The sequence below is a fragment of the Frankia sp. ACN1ag genome (assembly GCF_001414035.1).
GTDB lineage: Bacteria > Actinomycetota > Actinomycetes > Frankiales > Frankiaceae > Frankia > Frankia torreyi.
The window spans coordinates 39213-60680 of record NZ_LJPA01000039.1; the positions used below are offsets into that span (position 1 = coordinate 39213).

The 21468-nt window shown below is 71.9% G+C and carries 15 protein-coding genes and 6 pseudogenes; 13 read left to right on the forward strand and 8 right to left on the reverse strand.

Features of this window, described 5'->3' with window-relative positions; translation table 11 throughout:
• The first annotated feature begins 28 nt into the window (after positions 1–28).
• A complete protein-coding gene (locus tag UK82_RS26125; RefSeq protein WP_044887544.1) occupies positions 29–940 on the forward strand; it encodes a TIGR01777 family oxidoreductase in 912 nt (303 codons plus the stop codon).
• A 1-nt stretch (position 941) separates the two neighbouring features.
• Here UK82_RS26125 and UK82_RS26130 read toward each other — a convergent pair whose 3' ends face one another.
• Entirely contained in the window at positions 942–2939 is a 1998-nt protein-coding gene (locus UK82_RS26130; RefSeq protein WP_236706457.1) for a serine/threonine protein kinase, read from the reverse strand.
• 375 nt (positions 2940–3314) lie between these two features.
• Here UK82_RS26130 and UK82_RS40265 point away from each other — a divergent pair.
• The 7 genes and pseudogenes from UK82_RS40265 to UK82_RS26155 form a co-directional block, all read left to right on the forward strand.
• The coding region (locus tag UK82_RS40265; protein WP_236706458.1) for a Type 1 glutamine amidotransferase-like domain-containing protein at positions 3315–3634 on the forward strand (320 nt) is incomplete at its 3' end.
• A 1-nt stretch (position 3635) separates the two neighbouring features.
• Positions 3636–4049, forward strand: a pseudogene (locus UK82_RS40270) (Type 1 glutamine amidotransferase-like domain-containing protein); the annotation flags it as partial.
• Between the two features lie 53 nt (positions 4050–4102).
• A complete protein-coding gene (gene lipB / locus UK82_RS26140; RefSeq protein ID WP_236706459.1) occupies positions 4103–4771 on the forward strand; it encodes a lipoyl(octanoyl) transferase LipB in 669 nt (222 codons plus the stop codon).
• Positions 4768–5625, forward strand: an 858-nt coding sequence (locus UK82_RS26145) for a lipoyl synthase (RefSeq protein ID WP_236706460.1), incomplete at its 3' end; no start/stop codon positions are given. The genes lipB and UK82_RS26145, both read left to right, overlap by 4 nt.
• Position 5626: 1 nt before the next feature.
• Positions 5627–5754: pseudogene (locus UK82_RS40275) on the forward strand (lipoyl synthase); the annotation flags it as partial.
• 135 nt (positions 5755–5889) lie between these two features.
• A complete protein-coding gene (locus UK82_RS26150) occupies positions 5890–6198 on the forward strand; it encodes a hypothetical protein (RefSeq protein WP_044887533.1) in 309 nt (102 codons plus the stop codon).
• A gap of 137 nt (positions 6199–6335) precedes the next feature.
• Positions 6336–7166: a DUF4191 domain-containing protein gene (locus UK82_RS26155; protein WP_044887532.1), complete on the forward strand. Its 831-nt coding sequence runs from the start codon at positions 6336–6338 to the stop codon at positions 7164–7166.
• A gap of 208 nt (positions 7167–7374) precedes the next feature.
• On the opposite strand, the gene UK82_RS26160 is transcribed toward UK82_RS26155, so the two are convergent.
• The gene (locus UK82_RS26160; RefSeq protein ID WP_044887531.1) at positions 7375–7752 is read right to left on the reverse strand and encodes an RDD family protein; all 378 of its coding nucleotides are present in this window, start codon (positions 7750–7752) and stop codon (positions 7375–7377) included.
• 284 nt (positions 7753–8036) lie between these two features.
• Here UK82_RS26160 and UK82_RS40280 point away from each other — a divergent pair.
• The 5 genes and pseudogenes from UK82_RS40280 to glnII all read left to right on the forward strand — a co-directional run.
• Positions 8037–8101, forward strand: a 65-nt coding sequence (locus tag UK82_RS40280) for a hypothetical protein (protein ID WP_236706465.1), incomplete at its 3' end; no start/stop codon positions are given.
• Between the two features lies 1 nt (position 8102).
• A pseudogene (locus tag UK82_RS40285) lies at positions 8103–8657 on the forward strand (glutamine synthetase beta-grasp domain-containing protein); the annotation flags it as partial.
• 30 nt (positions 8658–8687) lie between these two features.
• A pseudogene (locus tag UK82_RS40295) lies at positions 8688–9338 on the forward strand (glutamine synthetase family protein); the annotation flags it as partial.
• 1 nt (position 9339) lies between these two features.
• A pseudogene (locus tag UK82_RS40300) lies at positions 9340–9461 on the forward strand (hypothetical protein); the annotation flags it as partial.
• 450 nt (positions 9462–9911) lie between these two features.
• Positions 9912–10973, forward strand: a complete 1062-nt coding sequence (gene glnII / locus UK82_RS26170) for a glutamine synthetase GlnII (protein ID WP_044887529.1) — start codon at positions 9912–9914, stop codon at positions 10971–10973.
• A 335-nt stretch (positions 10974–11308) separates the two neighbouring features.
• On the opposite strand, the gene UK82_RS26175 is transcribed toward glnII, so the two are convergent.
• The 6 genes and pseudogenes from UK82_RS26175 to UK82_RS40310 all read right to left on the reverse strand — a co-directional run.
• The gene (locus UK82_RS26175) at positions 11309–14473 is read right to left on the reverse strand and encodes a bifunctional [glutamine synthetase] adenylyltransferase/[glutamine synthetase]-adenylyl-L-tyrosine phosphorylase (RefSeq protein ID WP_044887528.1); all 3165 of its coding nucleotides are present in this window, start codon (positions 14471–14473) and stop codon (positions 11309–11311) included.
• Between the two features lie 10 nt (positions 14474–14483).
• Complete coding sequence (gene glnA, locus UK82_RS26180; RefSeq protein WP_041939652.1) at positions 14484–15842, reverse strand: type I glutamate--ammonia ligase; 1359 nt, start codon at positions 15840–15842, stop codon at positions 14484–14486.
• Between the two features lie 222 nt (positions 15843–16064).
• Positions 16065–18731, reverse strand: coding sequence for a KGGVGR-motif variant AAA ATPase (locus UK82_RS26185; protein ID WP_044887543.1), 2667 nt, complete (start codon positions 18729–18731; stop codon positions 16065–16067).
• Positions 18732–18799: 68 nt separating this feature from the next.
• A complete protein-coding gene (locus UK82_RS26190) occupies positions 18800–19201 on the reverse strand; it encodes a HEPN domain-containing protein (protein ID WP_110431508.1) in 402 nt (133 codons plus the stop codon).
• A gap of 145 nt (positions 19202–19346) precedes the next feature.
• Positions 19347–20176 (reverse strand): threonine--tRNA ligase (locus tag UK82_RS40305; RefSeq protein ID WP_236706461.1); only part of this gene is annotated, 830 nt, incomplete at its 5' end.
• A gap of 1 nt (position 20177) precedes the next feature.
• A pseudogene (locus UK82_RS40310) lies at positions 20178–21323 on the reverse strand (aminoacyl--tRNA ligase-related protein); the annotation flags it as partial.
• Positions 21324–21468 lie beyond the last annotated feature (145 nt).

The following is a 21468-nucleotide window of genomic DNA, read 5'->3' on the forward strand; positions in this document are numbered from 1 at the left end:
GAGGCGGCGACCGGCCACGATGGTCACCATGCGCATCGTGGTGACCGGGGCCTCGGGACTGATCGGTTCAGCACTCGTCCCCGCCCTGCACGGGGACGGCCACACCGTGACCACCCTGGTCCGGCGGACACCCCGCACCGGCGGCGAGATCCAGTGGGATCCCGCCGCCGGTCGGCTCGACCCGGCGGCGCTCGCCGGCACCGACGCCGTCGTCCACCTCGCCGGCGCGGGCATCGGCGACCGCCGCTGGACCGACGACTACAAGCGCCTGCTGCGCGACAGCCGGATCGCCGGCACCGACCTGCTCGCCCGCACCCTCGCCACCCTCACCCCGCCCCCGCAGGCGTTCCTCTCCGGCAGCGCCGTCGGCTGGTACGGCACCTCGGCGGGCGGCGACGCCGGCCCGCTCGACGAGAACGCCCCCGCCGGCGCGGGGTTCCTCGCCCGGCTCGTCGAGGACTGGGAGGCGGCGGCCACGCCCGCCCGCGAGGCCGGCATCCGGGTCGTCACGCTGCGGACCGGGGTCGTGCTCTCCCGCCACGGAGGCAGCCTCGGCCGCCAGCTCCCGCTGTTCCGGCTGGGGCTCGGGGGTCGGCTGGGATCGGGCCGCCAGTGGCTGAGCTGGATCAGCTGCACCGACCACGTGGCGGCGTTGCGCCTGCTGCTCGCCGACGACTCGGTGGCCGGGCCGGTGAACCTGGTCGCGCCCGAACCCGTCACCAACGCCGCCTTCACCGCGGCGCTCGCGTCGGCGCTGCACCGCCCGGCGTTCGCCGCGGTACCCCGCCTCGCCCTGCGCGCCGCCCTCGGCGAGTTCGCCGACGAGGGCGTCCTCGCCTCCCAGCGGTTGGCCCCCGCCGTGCTGACCGCAGCCGGCTTCCGGTTCACCCACCCCGACATCGACACCGCGCTGCGGGCGATCCTCACCGACGGCGCCTGAACTAGTTCCCCGCGACGGGGATGCTCTCCGAGACCCGCCAACCGGAGCCCGTGCGGAGCAGCACGAGATCGTGGCGCTGGGGGTCCTTCGCCGGCTGGTGGGCGAGAAGCTGGCCGCGGGCGTCGAGGTAGTCGTAGGCGGCCAGGCGTTCGGTCACCCGCAGCACCGTGCGGTTCGGCTGCTCGTCGCGGACCTGCAGCGCGAGGATCTCGCTGTGCAGCGGCGACGCGTGCGCGCCCTGGGCGATGACCTGTCGCATGAGGGTGACGTCCGCGTTGTAGGCGGGGCTGCCGGCGGCGTCGGACTGCCCCAGCAGGGACTCGTCGGCGTGCTCGAAGGCCCCACTGCGGGCGGTGTTGAGCGCGCCCAGCACGGCACGCCAGATCTGCTCGGGCGACTGGTTCGCCACCGGTGAGGCGGTCGGGTCCCGGCCGGGCACGCCGGCCGCGGGCGGCGACGCCGGCTGCGGCGCGGGCGCCGCGGTATCGCTGGTGCCGTCCCCCGACGGGCTCGTCATGAGCAGCACGACGGCCACCACGACGGCGAACAGGCCCAGCCCCGCGGTGACCGGCAGCAGCCAGCGCCGCCGCCGGGCGCCCGTGCGGCGCGGCCGACGGCCGGCGCCCGCCCGCCCGGCCCGACCCGACGAACCCGCCGCCCCCGGCGGAGAACCAGGCGCCGCGGAAGCACCGGTCCGGCCGTGGGTCCCACGGGATCCTCCGGCCGCCGCGCCGGCGGCGGGCCGCGACGGGCGGGCGGCGGGCCGCGACGGGCGGGTGGCGGGCCGCGACGCTTCCGGGGGCGCCTTCACCGGGCTCGCTCGGTCCACCGCGGCCGGGGTCGTGCCGGCACCCCTGCCCGCGACACGGGACGTCCGGCGGGCGGGCGTCGAACGCCGCGGGGGCGGGGGCAGGGAGTCGAGCAGCTCCGCCGCGTCGACGGCGGTGGCGCCGCTGGTCGGCCGGCCGGGCGCGCGGCCGCCAGGAGGGGGCTGGTCGGCGTCGTCATGGGGGCCCGGCCCGTCGCGCGGGTCGCGGGTGCCGTCCGGCCCCGGGTTCAGGCGGGCACCCGCCAGCAGCCGCGGCCGACCGTCGCCGTCGCCGTCCCCGTGTCCGTGTCCGCCGGGCTCCGGGACGCCCACCGCGTCGGCGGGGGGCTGTGGACGGCGCGGCGAGCCGGGTGGGTCGGGCGGCCCGGCCGGGGTGCGCCGCGCGCCGGGCGGCCGGGATTCGGCGGCAGGGGTCCGGCCCGCCGGGGGAATCCGCGGCAGGGTCTGCGTGGGTGAGGGTTCCGCGGGGCGCACGGCCGTCCTCGGCTCGCCGTCGCCGGGCAGCCGCACGGGCAGGGGGGTGGCGCTGCGGGCCAGCGCGGCGGCGAGCTCGGCGGCGCTCGGCCGCCGGTGCGGATCGTCGATCATGGCGGTGGCGACGGCCACCGCGACCGCGGCGGCATCCGGGCCCGTCGCCTCCCGCATCGCCCCCAGCAGCAGATCGGCGAGGTCGTGCACGTCCGCCGAAGCCGCCTCGGGCGGAAGGGGATCGGCCCTTGCGGCGTCGGCCAGCGCGGCGATCCCGAGGCCGGTCAGGACCGGGCGCCCGTTCGGCTCCAGCAGGATGTCCTCCCGTTCGAGCCGGCCGTGCACGATGCCGACCGCGTGCGCGGCGGCCAGCGCCTGCGCGACCGGCAGGCCGACGGTGACGACCTCGCCCGGATCCAGATCGCCGCGCAGCGCCAGCAGGCGGGCGAGGCTGATCGCGCCGACGACCGGTTCGGTGATCAGCGCCAACCCCTCCGCCGTGGGCAGCACCGCCACCACGGGGTTGATGTGCGGGTGCGCCAGCTCCGCCAGCGCGCGGGCCGCGGCGACCGCCGCCGAGCGCAGCACCGGGTCGGGGGCGAGACGCACCCGGCGCACGACGCACTCGATCCCGGACTGGTCGAACTGACCCGCCCAGAGCTCGCCGGAGCCCGCGTCCCGCAGCCGGGAACGCACGCTCACCCCCGGCACCTCGGGTGCCCCGCCGACGCGCCGTGCCGGCCTGTCCGCGGAATCGTCGGTGAAGGTCACAGGTAGCGACGCTAGGCTCAATCGGGGCGACTCTGCATTGTTCTTCGTCCGGTTGTGGATAACTTTTTACGATCACTCCTGCGGCGGCGTCCTGCCCCGCACCGGTCTGGGTGAGGACATGCCTGGTCACGACGGGTGCGGGCCGGCGCCGGGCGAGACTGGGCGGCAGACCTGTCGGACCCGGCCGGAAACCTGACGGCGACGTCCGGCCCCCCGCGAGGGCGCGGATGCGCGGATGGCGGACAATCGCCCGAGACCGGGTCCGGACGGCAGCGCCGCCGGCCGACGAGCCAGGGGGAGAGCGGAGTGCAGATCCTCGCCACCAGCGGCGGTTTCCTTCCCGACGGCCGGTACGGCGCGAAGGTCGGGCCGATCCTGACGCACGCGATCGACCTGGCCGGGGCCGGCCCGCGGCCCCGGGTCTGCCTGCTGCAGACGGCGCTGGGCGACGACCAGGGCGCCTATGCCCGCGGCTACGCCGCGTTCAACCGCGACCGGCCCGACGTGCGGGTCTCGCACCTGGCGCTGTTCCCCATGCCGAACATCCCGGACATCCGCGGCCACCTGCTGGCCCAGGACGTGATCTGGGTCGGTGGGGGCAGTGTGGCGAACCTGCTCGCGGTCTGNGCGGTGCACGGGCTGGGCGAGATCCTGCGCCAGGCGTGGGAGGCCGGCGTCGTCCTCGGCGGCGTCTCGGCCGGCTCCCTGTGCTGGCATGTCGGTGGCACCACCGACTCGTTCGGCCCGGACCTGCGGCCGGTCACGAACGGGCTGGGCCTGCTGCCGTTCAGCAACACTCCGCACTACGACTCCGAGCCGGGCCGCCGCCCGCTGTACCAGCGTCTCGTCGCCGACGGGACGCTGCCAGCCGGCTGGGCGACCGACGACGGCGTCGGGCTGCACTTTCGCGGCACCGACCTGGTCGAGGCCGTCGCCGATCGGCCAGGCGTGCACGCCTGGCGGGTCGAGCGCGGCCCCGACGGCGCCGCGGTCGAGACCTCGGTCACACCCCGCCTGCTACCCGGCGCACGCGTAGTCTGAATGGCGTGGATGTTCTGAGGCTTTCCGTGGTCCCCTACCGCGAAGCGTGGGACATGCAACGATCCCTCGCCGAGGCCCGGGTGGCCGACGAGGTGGACGACACACTCATCCTGGTGGAACATCCCAGCGTCTATACCGCGGGCCGGCGGACGCAGCCCTTCGAACGACCGCTGGACGGCACCGAGGTCGTCGACGTCGACCGCGGCGGCAAGATCACCTGGCATGGCCCGGGGCAGCTCGTCGGCTACCCGATCGTCAAGCTGCCTCGTCCACTGGACGTCGTCGCCTACGTGCGCGCCCTGGAGGAGGCCCTCATCGACTCCTGCGCCGAGCTGGGGCTGGCGACCCGCCGGGTCGACGGCCGCAGCGGCGTCTGGACGATGGACGGTCTGCGCAAGGTTGCCGCGATCGGCGTGCGGGTCCGGCAGGCGGTGACCACCCATGGCTTCGCGCTGACCTGCTCGTCGGACCTGGGCGCCTTCGGGCAGATCGTCCCCTGTGGCATCACCGACGCCGGGGTGACGAGCCTGTCCGCCGAGCTTGGTCGGGCGGTGACCGTCGCCGAGGCCCGGCCGGTGGTCGAACGGCACACCCTGGCCGTGCTCGCCCGCTACCTCGGCGGGCGCAACCTCGGCGATCGCCTCACCGCGCGGGTCGAGCCGGCCGAGGAGCCCCCGGCGCAGCCGCAACCCGGGACCGAGCGGATGGAGCTGGTCGGATGAGCGCGGTCGCCCCCGAGGGACGCCCCCTGCTGCGCCTGGAGGCGCGCAACGCGCAGACGCCGATCGAGCGCAAGCCGCCGTGGATCCGCACCCGGATGCGCACCGGCCCGGAGTACTCCGACGTCAAGGGGCTGGTCCGTGCTGCCGGGCTGCACACGGTGTGCGAGGAGGCCGGCTGCCCGAACATCTACGAGTGCTGGGAGGACCGCGAGGCGACCTTCCTGATCGGCGGGGACGTCTGCACCCGGCGGTGCGACTTCTGCCAGATCGACTCGGGCCGCCCCACACCGCTGGACCGCGACGAGCCGCGGCGGGTGGCGGAGTCCGTGCGCACGATGGGGCTGCGCTACGCAACCGTCACCGGCGTGGCCCGCGACGACCTGGCCGACGGCGGTTCCTGGCTGTACGCCGAGACGGTCCGCCAGGTCCACGCGCTGTCCGCGGATACCGGGGTCGAGGTGCTCATCCCCGACTTCGGCGGGCGGGCCGACCAGCTCGACGAGGTTTTCGGTGCGGCCCCCGAGGTCCTTGCGCACAACCTCGAGACGGTGCCGCGGATCTTCAAGCGCATCCGGCCGGCGTTCCGCTACGAGCGCTCCCTCGACGTGCTGCGCCAGGCTCGCACGGCCGGCCTCGTCACGAAGTCGAACCTGATCCTCGGGCTCGGCGAGACCGGCGAGGAGATCCACGAGGCCATGCGGGACCTGCGCACAGCCGGCTGCGAACTACTCACCGTAACCCAGTATCTGCGGCCCACGCCCCGTCACCACCCGGTGGAGCGTTGGGTGCGGCCGGAGGAGTTCCTCGACTGGGAGCGCGTCGGCGCCGAGCTTGGCTTCTCCGGCGTCATGTCCNGGCCGCTCGTGCGCTCGTCCTACCGGGCCGGCCGGCTCTACCAGCAGGCGATCATGGCTCGTGGCGAGGGCCGCACCGCGATGTCCGATCTCCCCGAAAGTGTGCTGGAAACCTCTCACACGCTGTGACGGGCACGCTGGTGGGCATCCCCCGGACGGGCTAGGCTACACATCGTAGCGTTACCCCCTTGTCACGAGGGGGGTCTCTCTCTGGCCCATCATCGAGGTGTGCGCCCACGACCGTGCCGGGAGGTCGTTCCCATCGTGCTCCGTTCACTGCTCAGTGTCATCGAAGAAGCGACTCTGCTCGTGCTGCCGCATGGCGGACAGAAGACCGCGCGGCGCAACGCCTGGCGCGCAGCCGCCGACCTGCACGTCACATCGGGTTACCGATGGGTCGACCCGGTGTCGGTGGCCCCGATCGCACCCGGACCCGACGCGTGCGCCAGCATCCCGGGCACCGAGGGCGCCGCACGGGTTTCTCGCCTGGCCGGCCTGGGCGGCGCAGCGACCACCGCCCGCATCGGCGCGGCCGTTCGTGGGCTGCCGCGGGTCGTCGCCGCCCAGAGCTGATTCCCCGGCCGGCGGGCTGCCCCGCCGACAGCCAGGACAGCGGGGATCGGGCAGACCGAGCAGATGGTCGCGGCGGATGATCCCGGCGGACGCGACAGCCGCACTGCGGCGAGCCGCCAGGCCGTAGGCTCGCGGTCATGGCACTGAGGAAGCAGCCGAGGGACACCGCGGGATCGTCGACCCCCGCGGCGGCGGGCAGGAACGCGGCAGCGAGCGGGAAGAACGACGGGAGCCGGGGCGGCGCCACGGGCCGCGGTGGTGGTGCGGGCCGCAGTGGTGGTGCGGGCGGGGGCGGCGCCGCGGAGGGGACCGGTTTCGCGGCCCGTCTCGCGCAGTTGCGGATGGTCTTCACGATCACACGCCAGCGCGATCCGCAGGTGCTCTGGTTCACCCTGGCGGCCTTCTTCGTCCCGCTCGTGATCGGCGTTCTGCTCGGCATCCTCGTCGGGCCGCTGTACGTGTGGATCCCTATTGCCATCCTGCTCGGCGTCGTGGTCGCCCTGAACGTGTTCAGCCGGCGCGTCCAGCGCACCGCCTACGCGGAGATGGAGGGCAAGCCCGGAGCCGCGGCCGGCGTGGTCGAGCGGATGCGCGGCGACTGGCGGATCACTCCGGCGGTCGGCGTGAACCGCCACCAGGATGTGGTGCATCGGGTCGTCTCCCGCGCCGGAGTGGTGATCATCGCGGAAGGCCGCGGCCGCGGGCCGAGGGAGCTGCTCGTTGCGGAGAAGCGCCGGATCCGCAAGGTCGTCGGCGACACGCCGGTGACCGACATCATCGTCGGCACCGGCGAGGGCGAGACGCCGCTACCGAAGCTCCAGGGCACGCTGATGCGGCTTCGCCGGACTCTGCGTCGCGGGGAGGTGGACGCCCTCGACCGCCGGCTGCGCGCCATGGGCGGCGCGGCCCTGCCGATCCCGAAGGGCCCGATCCCCCGCAACGTGCCCCGGGGCGGCCGCCTGCGCTGACCCGACGACGCGGCGGTGACGGGGCCGGTCGTGGGCGTGGGAGGGCGAGGCCTGGCGGGCGAGGCCGTGTCACGGCCGACGGTCTGGGTCGAGTCCGGGTGTGGGTGTGGTGAGCCCGGTTGCGCGGAACACATGAACCCGGGTCGCTCCAGTCGCACCTGGCCACGGCCTCTCCCGCCGGGGACAGCCGGACTTCGGGCCTGCCTGCCTAGGGGGCGGAGTCCGCGCGGACGGGATCGCGCACGACCACGGTCCCGGCCGCACGATCATGCAGGCCGCGCTGGTCGCGGTCCCAGACGACCACGGGCACCAGCAGCGCCAGCAGCAGGGTGCGCACCCCGATCCAGGGCCAGGACTGCCGGCCGCGGTCACGCAGCCGGATCACCCGCATGCCCAACAGCCGCATGCCGATCGTCTGGCCGCCGGTGCTGACGAGGATGAACTCCTCCAGCAGGAACACCAGGTAGATCGCCAGGCCGCGAACGTCGCCGGCGTAGCTGAGCCCGGCCAGATACAGCACGCCGACGATCAGGTTCGCCACGACCGCGTCGATGAGGTACGCGCCCAGCCGCGGCCCGAAGCCCACGACCGAGCCGCGGCCCTCCNCCGGCAGCCCCAGCCGGACGCCCGGCGGCGTGTCCCGGGGCAGACCAGGCCCTTCGAGCCAGCCTCCAAGTGCTCGTCCCACGACGCAAGCTTATCCGCCGCACCGACCTGCACCCAAGGGTTCACCAAGGGTGATAAAGTGCGCTCCCGTAACATAAACGAAACGACTTCGTGATGTCGCGGGTCCGCCGGGGCATGACCGAAGACACATCGACATGCCGTAACCTACAGGCTTGATAAGCGTGACGGGACGCTGGAGGTCGAATGTTCACAAAAGCCGAGGACGTGCTCCGTTATATCCGCGACGAGGACGTGCAGTTCATCGATGTNAGATTCTGTGATCTGCCCGGAATCATGCAGCACTTCACTATTCCGACGCAGGTCTTCGCCGAGTCGGTGTTCACCGACGGGTTGATGTTCGACGGCTCCTCAATTCGAGGTTTCCAGGCCATCCACGAGTCCGACATGCTGTTGCTGCCGGACCCGCAGACCGCCTTCGTGGATCCGTTCCGTGAACACAAGACCCTCGCGATGACGTTCTTCATCCACGACCCGATCACGAAGGAGCAGTACTCCCGGGACCCGCGGAACATCGCCAAGAAGGCGGAGACGTACCTGCGTGGTACCGGCATCGCCGACACGGCCTATTTCGGACCCGAGGCGGAGTTCTACATCTTCGACGACGTCCGCTATGACTACAACCCCTACGGGTCGATGCACCAGGTCGACTCGGTCGAGGCCGCCTGGAACACCTCCCGAAAGGAAGAGGGCGGCAACCTCGGTTACAAGCCCCGCTTCAAGGGCGGCTACTTCCCGGTCCCGCCGACCGATCACTTCACGGACCTCCGCTCGGAGATGACGCGGGTCCTCTATGAGACCGGCATCNCCGTCGAGATGCAGCACCATGAGGTCGGNACCGCCGGGCAGGCGGAGATCGACATCCGCTACGACACGCTGTTGAAGACCGCGGACAACCTGATGCTCTACAAGTACGTCATCCGCAACGTCGCCCGCAGCCGGGGCAAGACCGTCACCTTCATGCCGAAGCCCCTGTTCGAGGACAACGGGTCCGGCATGCACGTGCACTCCAGCCTGTGGAAGGACGGCGAGCCGCTGTTCTACAGCCCCAACGGCTACGGCGGCCTGTCGGACACCGCGCGCTACTACATCGGCGGCCTGCTGCACCACGCACCGGCGCTGCTGGCGTTCACCAACCCGACCACGAACTCCTACCGCCGGCTGGTCCCCGGCTACGAGGCACCGGTCAACCTCGTCTACTCGGCGCGCAACCGCTCCGCGTGCTGCCGCATCCCGCTCGGCGGCGACTCGCCCAAGGCGAAGCGGGTCGAGTTCCGCGTCCCGGACCCGAGCTGCAACCCGTATCTGGCCTTCGCCGCGATGCTCATGGCCGGCCTGGACGGCATCCGCAACAAGATTGACCCGCCGGACCCGATCGACAAGGACCTCTACGAGCTCCCGCCGGACGAGCTGGCCGCGGTCCCGCAGGTTCCCGGCTCGCTGGAGAAGGTGCTCGACGCGCTCGAGGCGGACAACGATTTCCTCCGCNAGGGCGACGTCTTCACCACCGATCTGATCGAGACCTGGCTGGAGTACAAGCGGCTCAACGAGGTCGACGCCATCCGGCTCCGGCCGCACCCGTACGAGTTCACCCTCTACTACGACATCTGACCGACAGCGTCACCTTCACCGCCGGCCGGGCCGAGAAACCCGGCCGCGCGGCCGGGGCGCCGCGCGCGCCGGCCGAGAATCGGTGGAGATTCCCGTCGGCCGCCTTCTCCGGGCCCCGTTCCAACAGCGCCGGAGTGGGGCCTCCCGCACGGTCGTGGGCGCCCTCCGAGAAAAATATTCCGTGCTGTCTGGGCGGGACCGGTAAAATTGACGCCCACCACCTTGGGACGACCGGCCGAACGGCTTCGAGGAACCAATGCCCTGGTCCGGCCGCCAATACCATCTGTGACGCACCAGAGACGAAGAATTAACAATCGCGGAACCGGGCGGTAACGGGGCCCGACGAGGCTCCGACCGAACCCTCCCGTCCATCGCGGCCTGGGTCGGCCTCCCCCAGGCCGATCACGAAGTCGCACCGTTTCGTGCAGGACCAACCACGGGGAGTATTGAGTGAGTTATCAGGCCGAGTACATCTGGATCGACGGCACCGAGCCCGAGCCTTTGATGCGTAGCAAGACGCGCATCATCAAGGACGGCAAGGAGCCGGAGATCTGGGGCTTCGACGGCTCGAGCACCAACCAGGCGCCGGGATCGAACTCGGACTGCGTGCTGCGTCCCGTCTTCGAGACGCCCGACCCGATCCGGGGAGGCGACAACCGCCTGGTGCTGTGCGAGGTCCAGCTGACCGACTTCACGCCCCACCCGACGAACACCCGGGCGGCCGCCCTCGGTGTCGCCGAGCGGTACGCCGACATGTCGCCCATGTTCGGCATCGAGCAGGAGTACACCTTCTTCAAGGACGGCCGCCCGTACGGCTGGCCGGAGGTCGGCTACCCCGCGCCGCAGGGTCCGTACTACTGCGGCGTCGGCGGCTCGAAGATGCCCGGTCGCCAGATCGTCGAGCGGCACACCCAGGCATGCCTCGACGCCGGCCTCGCCATCGAGGGCACCAACGCCGAGGTCATGATGGGCCAGTGGGAGTTCCAGATCGGCGTCCTGCCCGCGCCCGCCATCGGCGACCAGATCTGGTTGGGCCGCTGGCTGCTCCACCGGATCGCCGAGGACTACGGCGTCGAGGTGTCCTTCGCCGCGAAGCCGATCCCCGGTGACTGGAACGGTGCCGGCGCGCACACCAACTTCTCCACCAAGCAGACGATGGAGGGCTGGGACGCCATCGTCACGTGCTGCGAGGCGCTCGGCACGCGCGTCACCGAGCACGTCACCCACTACGGGAAGGGCATCGAGGACCGGCTGACCGGCAAGCACGAGACCGCCCCCTGGAACAAGTACTCCTGGGGCGCCTCGGACCGCGGCGCCTCGGTCCGCATCCCCTGGGCCGTCGAGAAGGCCAAGAAGGGCTGGCTGGAGGACCGTCGTCCGAACGCGAACATGGACCCGTACCTGGTCACCGCGCTCATGATCGACACCTGCTGCAGCGCCCTGGCCGGCGACAAGCCGACCCTGTTCGTGCCGTCACAGACCACTCCGGCGCCCGCCGAGGCGAGCGTCTGAGCCTGACCGACACGTCTGCCCGGACCGGTCGGCCGAGCAGTCCGCCGGGCCGGAAACACGCCGGCGCGGCGGAGGCAGGTCGACACGCCTGCAGCAGGTCGACGCGGCTGGGCAGACATCGCGTCCTGGCCGGGGCGCTCGCGCGGGGGAGCGCCGGCGCCCCGATCCCCCGGTTCCCGCAACGGTGCGCACCGCGACGTGAGGTGGCAGCCGACAGGCCGGCCGTCCGAGGCTTCCCTCGGACGGCCGGCCTGTCGGCGTCCTGGGGCGGATTCACGACCCCGAGATCGGGCCGGAGCCGGCGGCGCGCCGGAGCGGACGGCGGTCCGCGGCGCTCAGCCGAACTCGGCGGTCCGCTCCCGCGCGAAGACGTCCGCGACGACCGCCTCGGCCCGCGTCGCCAGCCGCCGGTACTCGGCGAGGAGGTCGTCGGCGCCGTCCGCCGGCCAGCCCGCGGCCCGCGCCGTCGCCTCCAGGGCCCGCGGGCGATCAGGGAGCACGTCCGGCCGCGGCCAGCCCGCGAGCGTGCTCGCGTTGCGCAGCCGCGACGCCGACAGCCAGGCCGCCTGCAGGTCACCTGCCTCCGCCTCGCCGAGCAGCCCGGCGAGCACCGCGGCCCGCAGACCGTCGAGGGTTGAGGTGGTGCGCAGCGACGGGACCTGCCGGCCGTGGCGAAGCTGGAGAAGCTGCACCGCCCACTCCACGTCGGTGAGCCCGCCGGGACCGAACTTCAGGTGGCGGGTGGGATCGACCCCGCGGGGGATCCGCTCGCGCCGCATCCGACCGCGAAGCCGGATGATCTCATCGATCGCCGCCGCCGGCAGCGTCGTCGGGTAACGCACCGTATCAGCGAGCCGGCAGAACCGGTAGGCGAGCTCGGGATCCCCCGCCAGCGGCCGCGCGCGCAGCAGCGCCTGCGACTCCCAGTCCTGCGACCAGCGGCGGTAGTAGGCGTCGTAGGCGTCGAGCGGGCGCGACAGGGCGCCGCTGCGGCCCTCCGGGCGCAGCGTCGTGTCCAGCCGAAGCGCCGGATCCGGGCCGGGCACGGCGAGCAGCCGGTGCAGCTCCCCGATCACCTCGGCGGCGGCCCGGTGCGCCTGCTGCGCCGAATGGCCCGGGCGGGCCTCGTGCACGAACAGGACGTCGGCGTCGCTGCCGTAGGACATCTCCGCCCCACCGAGCCGGCCCATCGCGATGACGGAGATCCGCGCCGGCAGGCAGGTGGGATCTCCCCCGGCGATCCGGCGCTCCGCGACGAGCAGCGTCGCGGCGACGGTGGCGGCGGCGGCGTCCGCCAGGGCCCGCCCGACCGCGGCCACGTCGAGCAGGCCGAGCAGATCGGCGCAGGCGACCCGGACCAGCTCTTCCCGGCGCACCGCCCGGGCCCGGCCGACGGCGTCCTCCCAGTCGGGGTTGCGGTGTGCGATCGCGAGCATCGTTCGGCTGAGCGTCTCGCGCGGCACGGGGACGAGGTCGGCCTCCGTGCGCAGCAGCCGGACCGATTCGGGCGCCCGCGTCATCAGATCCGCGACATACCGGCTGGAGGCGAGGACCCGGGCGAGCCGGTCGGCGGCGCCGGCGGAGTCGCGCAGCAGCCGCAGGTACCAGGGGGCGCGGCCGAGCGCCTCGCTGACCCGGCGGTAGGCCAGCAGGCCCGCGTCGGGATCGGGCGCGTCGGCGAGGGTCGGCAGCAACGTCGGTAGCAGATGCCGCTGGATCGCGGCCGTCCGGCTCACCCCGCTGATCAACGCCTCGATGTGGCGCAGGGAGCGGTCCGGGGCGGCGAATCCCAGCGCGGCGAGCCACTGCTGCGCCTCGGCGTGGGACAGCCGGACCTCCTCGGTCGACAGCCGGGCGACCGCCTCCAGCAGCGGGGCGTAGAACAGCTTCTGGTGCAGTGACCGCACGGTGCGCACGATCCGGGCGTGGGCGTCGGCGAAGTCCTGGGCGGTACGCATCCCCATCGACCGGGCAAGCCAGCGCAGCTCGCCCGGATCTCGCGGCAGGCTGTGCACCCGGCGCAGGCGCTGAAGCTGGAGCCGGTGCTCGGCGTTGCGCAGGAAGCGGTACGCCTCGGCGAGGTCGGCGGCGTCGCGCCGGCCCACGTACCCACCGCGGGCGAGGCCGTCGAGGGCGGCGAGCGTCGAGCGCTCCCGCAGCTTCGCGTCCACCCGGCCGTGAACAAGCTGCAGGAGCTGGACGGCGAACTCGACGTCGCGCAGCCCGCCCGGGCCGAGCTTGAGGTTGCGCTCCGCCTCCGCGCGCGACAGCGACGATTCGACCCGCCGGCGCATCGCCCGCACGTCGGCGACGAAGTCCGGCCGAGAGGCGGCGGTCCAGACCAGCGGCGCGACCATGGCACAGAACTCCGCGCCGAGCACCAGGTCGCCGGCGATCGGGCGGGCCTTGAGCAGGGCCTGGAACTCCCAGGTCCGGGCCCAGCGACGGTAGTAGGTGCGGTGGCTGTCGAGGGTGCGCACCAGGACGCCGTCGCGGCCCTCCGGGCGCAGGCCGACGTCGACCTGGAACAACGCGCCCGCGGAGGTCGCCAGCCCCGCCGCCCGTACCAGCCCCTCGGCCATCCGCGTCGCGGCCCGCAGCGCCGTCTCCGCATCGGCCGCCTCGCCGCCCGCCACCGGCTCGGCGACGAACAGGACATCGACGTCACTGACGTAGTTCAGCTCCCGGCCCCCGCACTTGCCCATGCCGATGACGGCGAGCCGGACCGCGGGCAGGTTCGGGTCGAGGCCGGCGCGGGCGATCGCCAGCGCCGCGTCGAGTGCCGAGCCGGCCAGGTCGGCGAGCTCCGCGGTGGCGTCGTCCAGCGCCACCGCGCCGGTGAGGTCCCGCGCAGCGACGACGAGCAGCGCCCGGCGGTAGGCGACGCGCAGCGCGTCGAGGGTCGCCGGCCGGTCGTCGGCGGCGCAGGGCGCCGGATCGGCGGGGTCCGCGCCGACCGCGCGCAGCAGTGCCGCCCGGACCCGGCCGGCCTCGGGCGGGGCGCCGACCAGCTCGTCGGGCCGCAACACCCGCCAGTCCACGGGATGGCGGGCCAGGTGATCGCCGAGTGCGCGGCTCGCGCCGAGCACGGCGCACAGCCGGTCCCGCAGCCCGGCGTGCCCGGCCAGGTCCGCGACGAGTGCCTGCCCGTCGGCCGGGCCGAGCGCGTCGATGAGCCGGTCCAGCGCGGCGAGCGCCAGGTCGGGGTCGGCCGCCGCGGCCAGCGCGCCGACCACGACGTTCGCCGCGAGCCGGACCTCCCCGCCGGAGCCGGGCCGCCCATCCCCACGGGTCGGCCCATCCCCACCGGTCGGCCCATCCCCACCGGTCGGCGCCGCCGAACCGCCGAGCAGGCCGAGCCGCTCCATGGTCGCCGCCACCTGGTCGACGTCGCTGAAGCCGAGGCGCGCGAGCTGGGCGGCTACCGAGCTGCCGCGCGGATGGTCCGCCGCGGGCGGCGCGCCGGACCCGGTCGAGATCCCCGGCCATTCGACACGCATGCCGGAACGCTCACAACACGGGCAGGTAGCGGTCGATCTCGAACGGCGTCACCTGCCGGCGGTAGTCCTGCCACTCGGCCCGCTTGTTCCGCAGGAAGAACTCGAACAGCTCGTCGCCGAGGGTCTCGCGCACCAGCGAGGAGCGCTCCATCACCGTGATCGCCTCGGCCAGCGAGCCCGGCAGGGCGGTGATTCCCCGCTCCTGACGCTGGACGTCGGTAAGCGTCCACACGTCGTCGGCCGCCGGCGCGGGCAGATCGTAACCGCCCTGAACACCCCGCAGCCCGGCGGCCAGCACCAGGGCGAAGGTGAGGTAAGGGTTGCAGGCGCTGTCCGGCAGCCGGAACTCCACCCGGGTGGCCTGCGACTTGTGCAGCTTGTACAACGGCACCCGCACCAGGGCCGACCGGTTGTTGTGGCCCCAGCACACGTAAGCGGGCGCCTCCAGCACCTCACCGAGGCGCTGGTCGCCGATGAGCCGCTTGTAGGAGTTCACCCACTGGTTCGTCACCGCGGTGATCTCCGCGGCGTGCGTGAGCAGGCCGGCGATGAACGCCTTCGCGACCTTCGAAAGCTGGTATTCGTCGGTCGGGTCGTGGAACGCGTTGCGGTCACCCTCAAAAAGGCTCAGGTGAGTGTGCATGCCCGAACCGGCCTGATCGCCGAACGGCTTCGGCATGAAGGTGGCATAGATTCCCTGCCGCAGTGCCACCTCCTTCACCACCTGCCGGAAGGTCATGATGTTGTCCGCGATGGTGAGGGCGTCGGCGTAACGCAGGTCGATCTCCTGCTGCCCGGGCGCAACCTCGTGATGGCTGAACTCCACCGAGATACCCAGCCGCTCCAGCATGCTGATCGCCTGCTGGCGGAAGTCATGGCTGATGTCGTTCGGCGTGAGGTCGAAGTACCCCGACTCGTCGACCGGCGCCGGCATCGGGCCACCGCGCTTCGGCGGCTCCTTGAGCAGGAAAAACTCGATTTCGGGATGCGTGTAGAAGGTGAAACCCGCATCCGCCGCCCGGGCCAGGGCGCGGCGCAGTACCCACCGCGAGTCCGTGGCGGCCGGCGCCCCGTCCGGCATGATCAGGTCACAGAACATCCGAGCGGTGAGCGGATGCTCACCGCGCCACGGAAGCACCTGGAACGTGGAGGGGTCCGGCCGGGCCAGCATGTCGGCCTCGTGCACCCGCGCAAAACCCTCGATCGCGGAGCCGTCGAAACCGATGCCCTCGGCGAGCGCACCCTCGAGCTCGGCGGGCGCGATCTCCACCGACTTCAGGTAGCCGAGCACGTCGGTGAACCAGAGCCGAACGAAGCGGATGTCCCGCTCCTCCAGAGTCCGTAGAACGAACTCCTGCTGCTTGTCCATGGTGCCTCCGCGCTGAGGTGGGGACTCGACCATACGGGCCGCCCGGTCAGCCTGACCCGACCATAGCGAGGGCATCGCTCCGCCGCCGTGATGTTGCGTGCCGGCAACCGGCCCGCCAACAGCGCGTCACATCCTGCCCCCAGCACCTACAGCACGGTCTACCCCGCAACCCACAGCCGCACCGCGGATCATGCTGCCGGCGGAGCGAGGCAGAGACGGAACTCAGGCCTGACCCTTGCGCCCCATTCCCAGCGCCTTCCGGTAGAGCTCCGGGACGCGATAACGCTCGGCCTCGTCCCGCGTGCCGGAGTCGATGTGCAACAGGCCGACCTCCAACCCCAGGCTGACCACATCCGAGTCCACCGCGAGCTCGCCGGCCGGGAACGGCGTGCGCCCGATCTCCCGCAGCGCGTCGAACAGCGGGACGAGTTCGGCGAACTCCTCCTCCAGCGAGACCATCTCCTGGTCGCTGATGTCGTCCAGCGATTCCACCAGCGCCCTGGGCCGGATCAGGCTTCGCTCGTACGGCGATGCCGGGTACCATCCGCGCTCCCGCCCCAGAGCGCGATCGAACAGCCGGACCAGCGATCGGGGCGAATGATCCCCGTTGCCGTCCGCCAGTCGACGCCATACCCAGTTGTAGGTGAAGGCGGTCTTGTCTCCGGAAATCCGCTCCCCCACCAGCACGCGCCAGGCATCGATCACCCGGGACTGCGGCCATGAATCGACCACGGCCGGCGAAAGCGCAGCCGAGCCGATATCAGACATTCTCTGCCCGACCAGTTCGGCAACTTCCCGAACCCGCAGCGCCTGTTTGACGATCACCTTGAGATAGTCGGTCTGGTTCGCCCAGGACAGCCGTGCGTCGCGGCCGAAGAAGTGGGACTTGTTCGGGAGCTGGACGGCGCGCCAGATGTCGTCTCGGAGCAGGATCTTCAGCCGGAGGTTCACCAGCTCGTCCCCCCGCTCGGATACCAGCGACAGCAGGCCACCGACGCCGTCGCGGCGTCTTTCCAGATCCTCCGGGGTGCGCCCGAAGCCCGCATCCAGACCGTCGAACAGCAGGAGGGTGTCACGCGGCATCGTCGCGTCCAGCTCCCGAAGCCACTGCCAGGAGACAAGGCCGACGTCACGGGCCGCGAGCATCGTGCGCACGTCCTCGACCAGATCGAGCGCGGTGTACTCCGACTCGTCCTTCGCCTTGCAGGCCAGCTCACCGAAGGCGGCGGGCACAGTATGGCGGTCTCCCCCGCGGAGCAGGATCGCCACACCGATCACCAACGTCCAGGCCACCCGCCAGTCATTGCCACCGTCCGAGAGTGCCGTACCCACCGCCTTGTACGTATCGCTGGATGGCATCCATGGACGGCGCATGGGCAGGTCGGGGGGGCTGGTCACCACGACGCTCCCGCCCGCGGTGGCGAGCCGGCGGAACAGCGCCGTCTTGCCGGTGCCCTTGCGCCCCAGGATAAGCGGGATGTCTGCCCGGGTGGCCCGCCCGACCGTCTCGGTCTGGAGAAACGTCTCCTGGAATTCGACGTCCGACTGGTCCTCGGCAGCGCCGGCCGAGAACCGCAGCTCGGCCAGGGCGGCGGATTTCGAGGTCGACACGAGCGCGACCGACACCACCGGGGCACCGAGTTCTTCGGCTGCCGATCCCGGGACGAAACCCTTGATCCATTCACTGATCGGCGCGTAAGCGCCGATCCCGGTCTCGGTGACCACGCTGTCGGTTCCAGCCACATCCTCGCTGTAGCCGACGACGTGGATGAGCTCCTCGACCTCTCCGAAGGCGGCCTGGCCGCCCTCGACGACCGCGGGCGCGAGCCACTCGCCGATCCAGTCGGCGGCCCGGTCCTCGTAACGCCTCCGGATCTCCGGCGCTCCCGCGCCGGGCACCGGACTGACGACAAACCGTGGTTCGGGCGTATAGGAACGTTCGGACCTCGCGGCCAGCAGCGCCCGCGTCAACGCCCGCGTCCCCACCCGCGCCTGCGGATGCGGAAAGAAGGTCACGACGGCGATGTCGGCAACGTCGAACAGCAGCGGTGCCGACAGCGGGCTGATTCCGGTCCGCGCGTCGATGAGGACGATCTGCGGGGCGATCCGCAGCCGGCCTACCGCAGCGATCAGATCCCGCAGCGGGTTGTTCTCCTCCCGGTACCACGCCGCCGGGTCGAGCTGGGCGAGCTGGCGGGCATAGTTGGCGTCCGGGTGACCGGCGGGAAGCAGGTAGAGCTCACGGTCGGGGTGCACACGCAGCAGATGGGGCGTCACGTCCGGGACCTGCCCGGCGATGTCGGACTCCAGCAACAAGGGAACGATGCCCCGTCCAGGCTCCACGTCGCGCTCGACGTCGAAGAGCGCCGCGAGACCGGGGGCCTCCAGGTCCATGTCGAGGCAGAGGACCCGGTGCTCGCGAGAGAGCAACAGGGCGGTATAGGCGAGCGACGTCGACCTTCCGACACCACCGCGTAGGGAGTAGAACGTCGCGACCAGCGGCTCGGAAAGAAAGTCGTCCGAGCGGGAGGGCAGCCGGACCTCGATCGGCTCCTGTTGGCCGCGCGCAAGCGAATCCGGCCACAACGGCAGCTCCAACGCCTCGTGCCGCAGGATGTCCGCCGTTCCCTCGGCCGCTGACGCGGCTGCCTCATCGGGCGTGAGAAGACCGATGGCTGCGATTTCAGAATCCGGCAGAACTGAGCCGAGCGCAAGTGAACGTCGCTCGGCCGGAATCTGATCGTAGAAAAGTCGGGTGACCACCCGGATCCGATAGCCACGGAACGGGTCCGGCGCCACCTGCACCTGCGCCAGGTGGTCGCGTGCGCGCAGCCGACTCAGGACGGCCACGCGGATCCGATCCGCCGCCTCCTGGGCGCTGTTCGGCATGTCCACGCCTCCCGCCCTTGTCGGTGATCGTGCTGGCTACGCCTTCGCGCGCCAGGAGCGCGACGAGATCATCCTAACCGTCGGAGCCGAAGCCCGAGGTAGGCGGCGAGCCGCCGGGCCCGCGCCAGCTCGGTGGCGTAATCGATGTCGGGAGAAAGCGTGGGGTCGTACCGCATGGTGACCGTACGCTCGTCGGCGTAGGTACGTAGATCTCCCGGAAGATCGGTCCGATGGATGCCGCAGTCCTCAAGCAGCGGCATAAGTTCATGTATCTTTTTCGCCGACTTGCCGCGGGCCGAGGCAAGCGCCTTGGCGTAAGCCTCGACGACATATCCCATGAAGTACAGCGCCGCGAGCTGACGCGACTGCGCGTGCAGCACGTCGGCGTCGGTGCCACGTTCACGGGCGACAGCCGCCCAATGGTCGGCCCGCCTACGCCATGCCGGATCCAGTGCCCCCGCCTCCCCCACCCCTCACGGCAACATCTTCGCGCGAGTGTAACCAGTCGGTATCGGGGCGGATTCGCGCACTGAATGCGATTCCGGAAGGCGAGCTCATCTGGACACGGGCTGTCCCTCCACGTCGGTACCCGGGTAGGACGTGGAGGGGCGGCGGTCAGACCTGGAGGCGGCGGGTGACGGCGTCGAGGATCTCGGCGACGGCCTCGTCGACGGGCACGCCGTTGCGCTGGGAGCCGTCGCGGAACCGGAACGACACCGCGCCCTTGGCGACGTCCTCGTCCCCGGCGAGCAGCATGAAGGGGACCTTCTGCTTCTGCGCCGTACGGATCTTCTTCTGCATCCGGTCGTCGGCGGAGTCGACCTCCACCCGGAGGCCGTGGGCGGCCAGCTTCGCGGCGACGGCGTCGAGGTAGGGCACGTGCTCGTCGGTGATCGGGATGCCGATCACCTGGACCGGAGCCAGCCACGGCGGCAGCGCCCCGGCGTAGTGCTCGAGCAGGATGGCGAGGAACCGCTCGATGGTCCCGAACAGCGCTCGGTGGATCATGAAGGGGCGCTGGCGGGTGCCGTCCGCGGCCTGGTACTCCAGGTCGAAGCGCTGCGGTAGCTGGAAGTCGACCTGGATGGTGGACAGCTGCCAGGTCCGGCCGATGGCGTCGCGGGCCTGCACGGAGATCTTCGGGCCGTAGAACGCGCCGCCGCCCGGGTCCATGACGAGCTCCAGGTCCTGCTTCTGCGCCGCGGCCCGCAGCAGCTCGGTGGCCTCCTCCCATTCGGCGTCGGTGCCGACGGCCTTGCCCTCCGGCTTGGTCGACAGCTCCAGGTAGAAGTCGCTGAGCCCGTAGTCCCGCAGCAACCCCAGGACGAAGTTCAGCACGCTGTCGAGCTCCGCGGGGAGCTGCTCGCGGGCGCAGAACAGGTGGGCGTCGTCCTGGGTGAGCCCGCGCACCCGGGTCAGGCCGTGCACGACACCGGACTTCTCGTNCCGGTAGACCGTGCCGAACTCGAACAGCCGCAGCGGCAGCTCCCGATACGACCGGCCCCGCGACCGGTAGATCAGGATGTGCATCGGGCAGTTCATCGGCTTGAGGTAGTAGTCGGTGCCGCCGTCGAGCTCCATGGGCGGGTACATGCCGTCGGCGAACCAGTCCAGGTGACCGGAGATCTCGTACAGGTCCGACTTGGTGATGTGCGGGGTGTTGACGAACGAGTAGCCACCCTCGATGTGCCGGCGCCGCGCGTAGTCCTCCATGGCGGTGCGGATCGCGCCGCCCTTGGGGTGGAACACGGCCAGGCCCGGCCCGATCTCGGCCGGGAAGGAGAACAGGTCCAGCTCGGCGCCGAGGCGACGGTGGTCGCGCTTCTCGGCCTCGGCGAGCCTGGACTGGTAAGCCTTGAGGGCGTCGCGGGACTCCCAGGCGGTCCCGTAGATGCGCTGGAGCTGCGGGTTCTTCTCGCTGCCCCGCCAGTAGGCCGCCGCCGAGCGCAGGAGCGCAAACGCCGGGATCGACCGGGTGCTCGGCACGTGCGGTCCCCGGCAGAGGTCCTTCCAGCACAGCTCGCCGGTCTTCGCGTCGAGGTTGTCGTAGATCGTCAGTTCGCCGGCGCCGACCTCGACGCTGGCCTCGGCGTCGTCGCCCGCGCTCGACTTCAGCCCGATCAGCTCGATCTTGTACGGCTCGGCGGCGAGCTCGGCGCGGGCCTGCTCCTCGGTGACCACCCGCCGCGAGAACCGCTGGCCCGCCTTGATGATGGCCTGGGCCTTCTTCTCGATGGCCTTCAGGTCATCCGCGGTGAACGGCGTCTCGACGTCGAAGTCGTAGTAGAAGCCGTTGTCGATGGGCGGGCCGATGCCGAGCCGGGCCTTCGGGAACAGTCCCTGGACGGCCTGGGCGACGACGTGCGCGGCGGAGTGCCGCACGATGGCCCGGCCGGCCGGCGAGTCGATCGCGATGGGCTCGACGACGGCGCCGTCGTCGAGGACATGCGCGAGATCACGCTGCTGGCCGTCCACCAGGGCGGCGATGACGTCGCGGTCGTCGGCGAACAGGTCGGCGGCCGTCGTCCCGGTCGGCACCACCCGCGGATCGCTACGCTGGGCGTGCTGGACGGTAACGCGGACGTCGGACACCGAAAGTCTCCTGTTGCGATAGAACACACGCGCGGGGATCACCGCGCCGACGCCGTGTCGCCGGCCCTGCGGGCGGCCCCACGGCGGGCCTTCCTGGCCCGATCGCGATGCTACTCGCGCCCGCGCAGGGCCCCCAAGGCGTTTG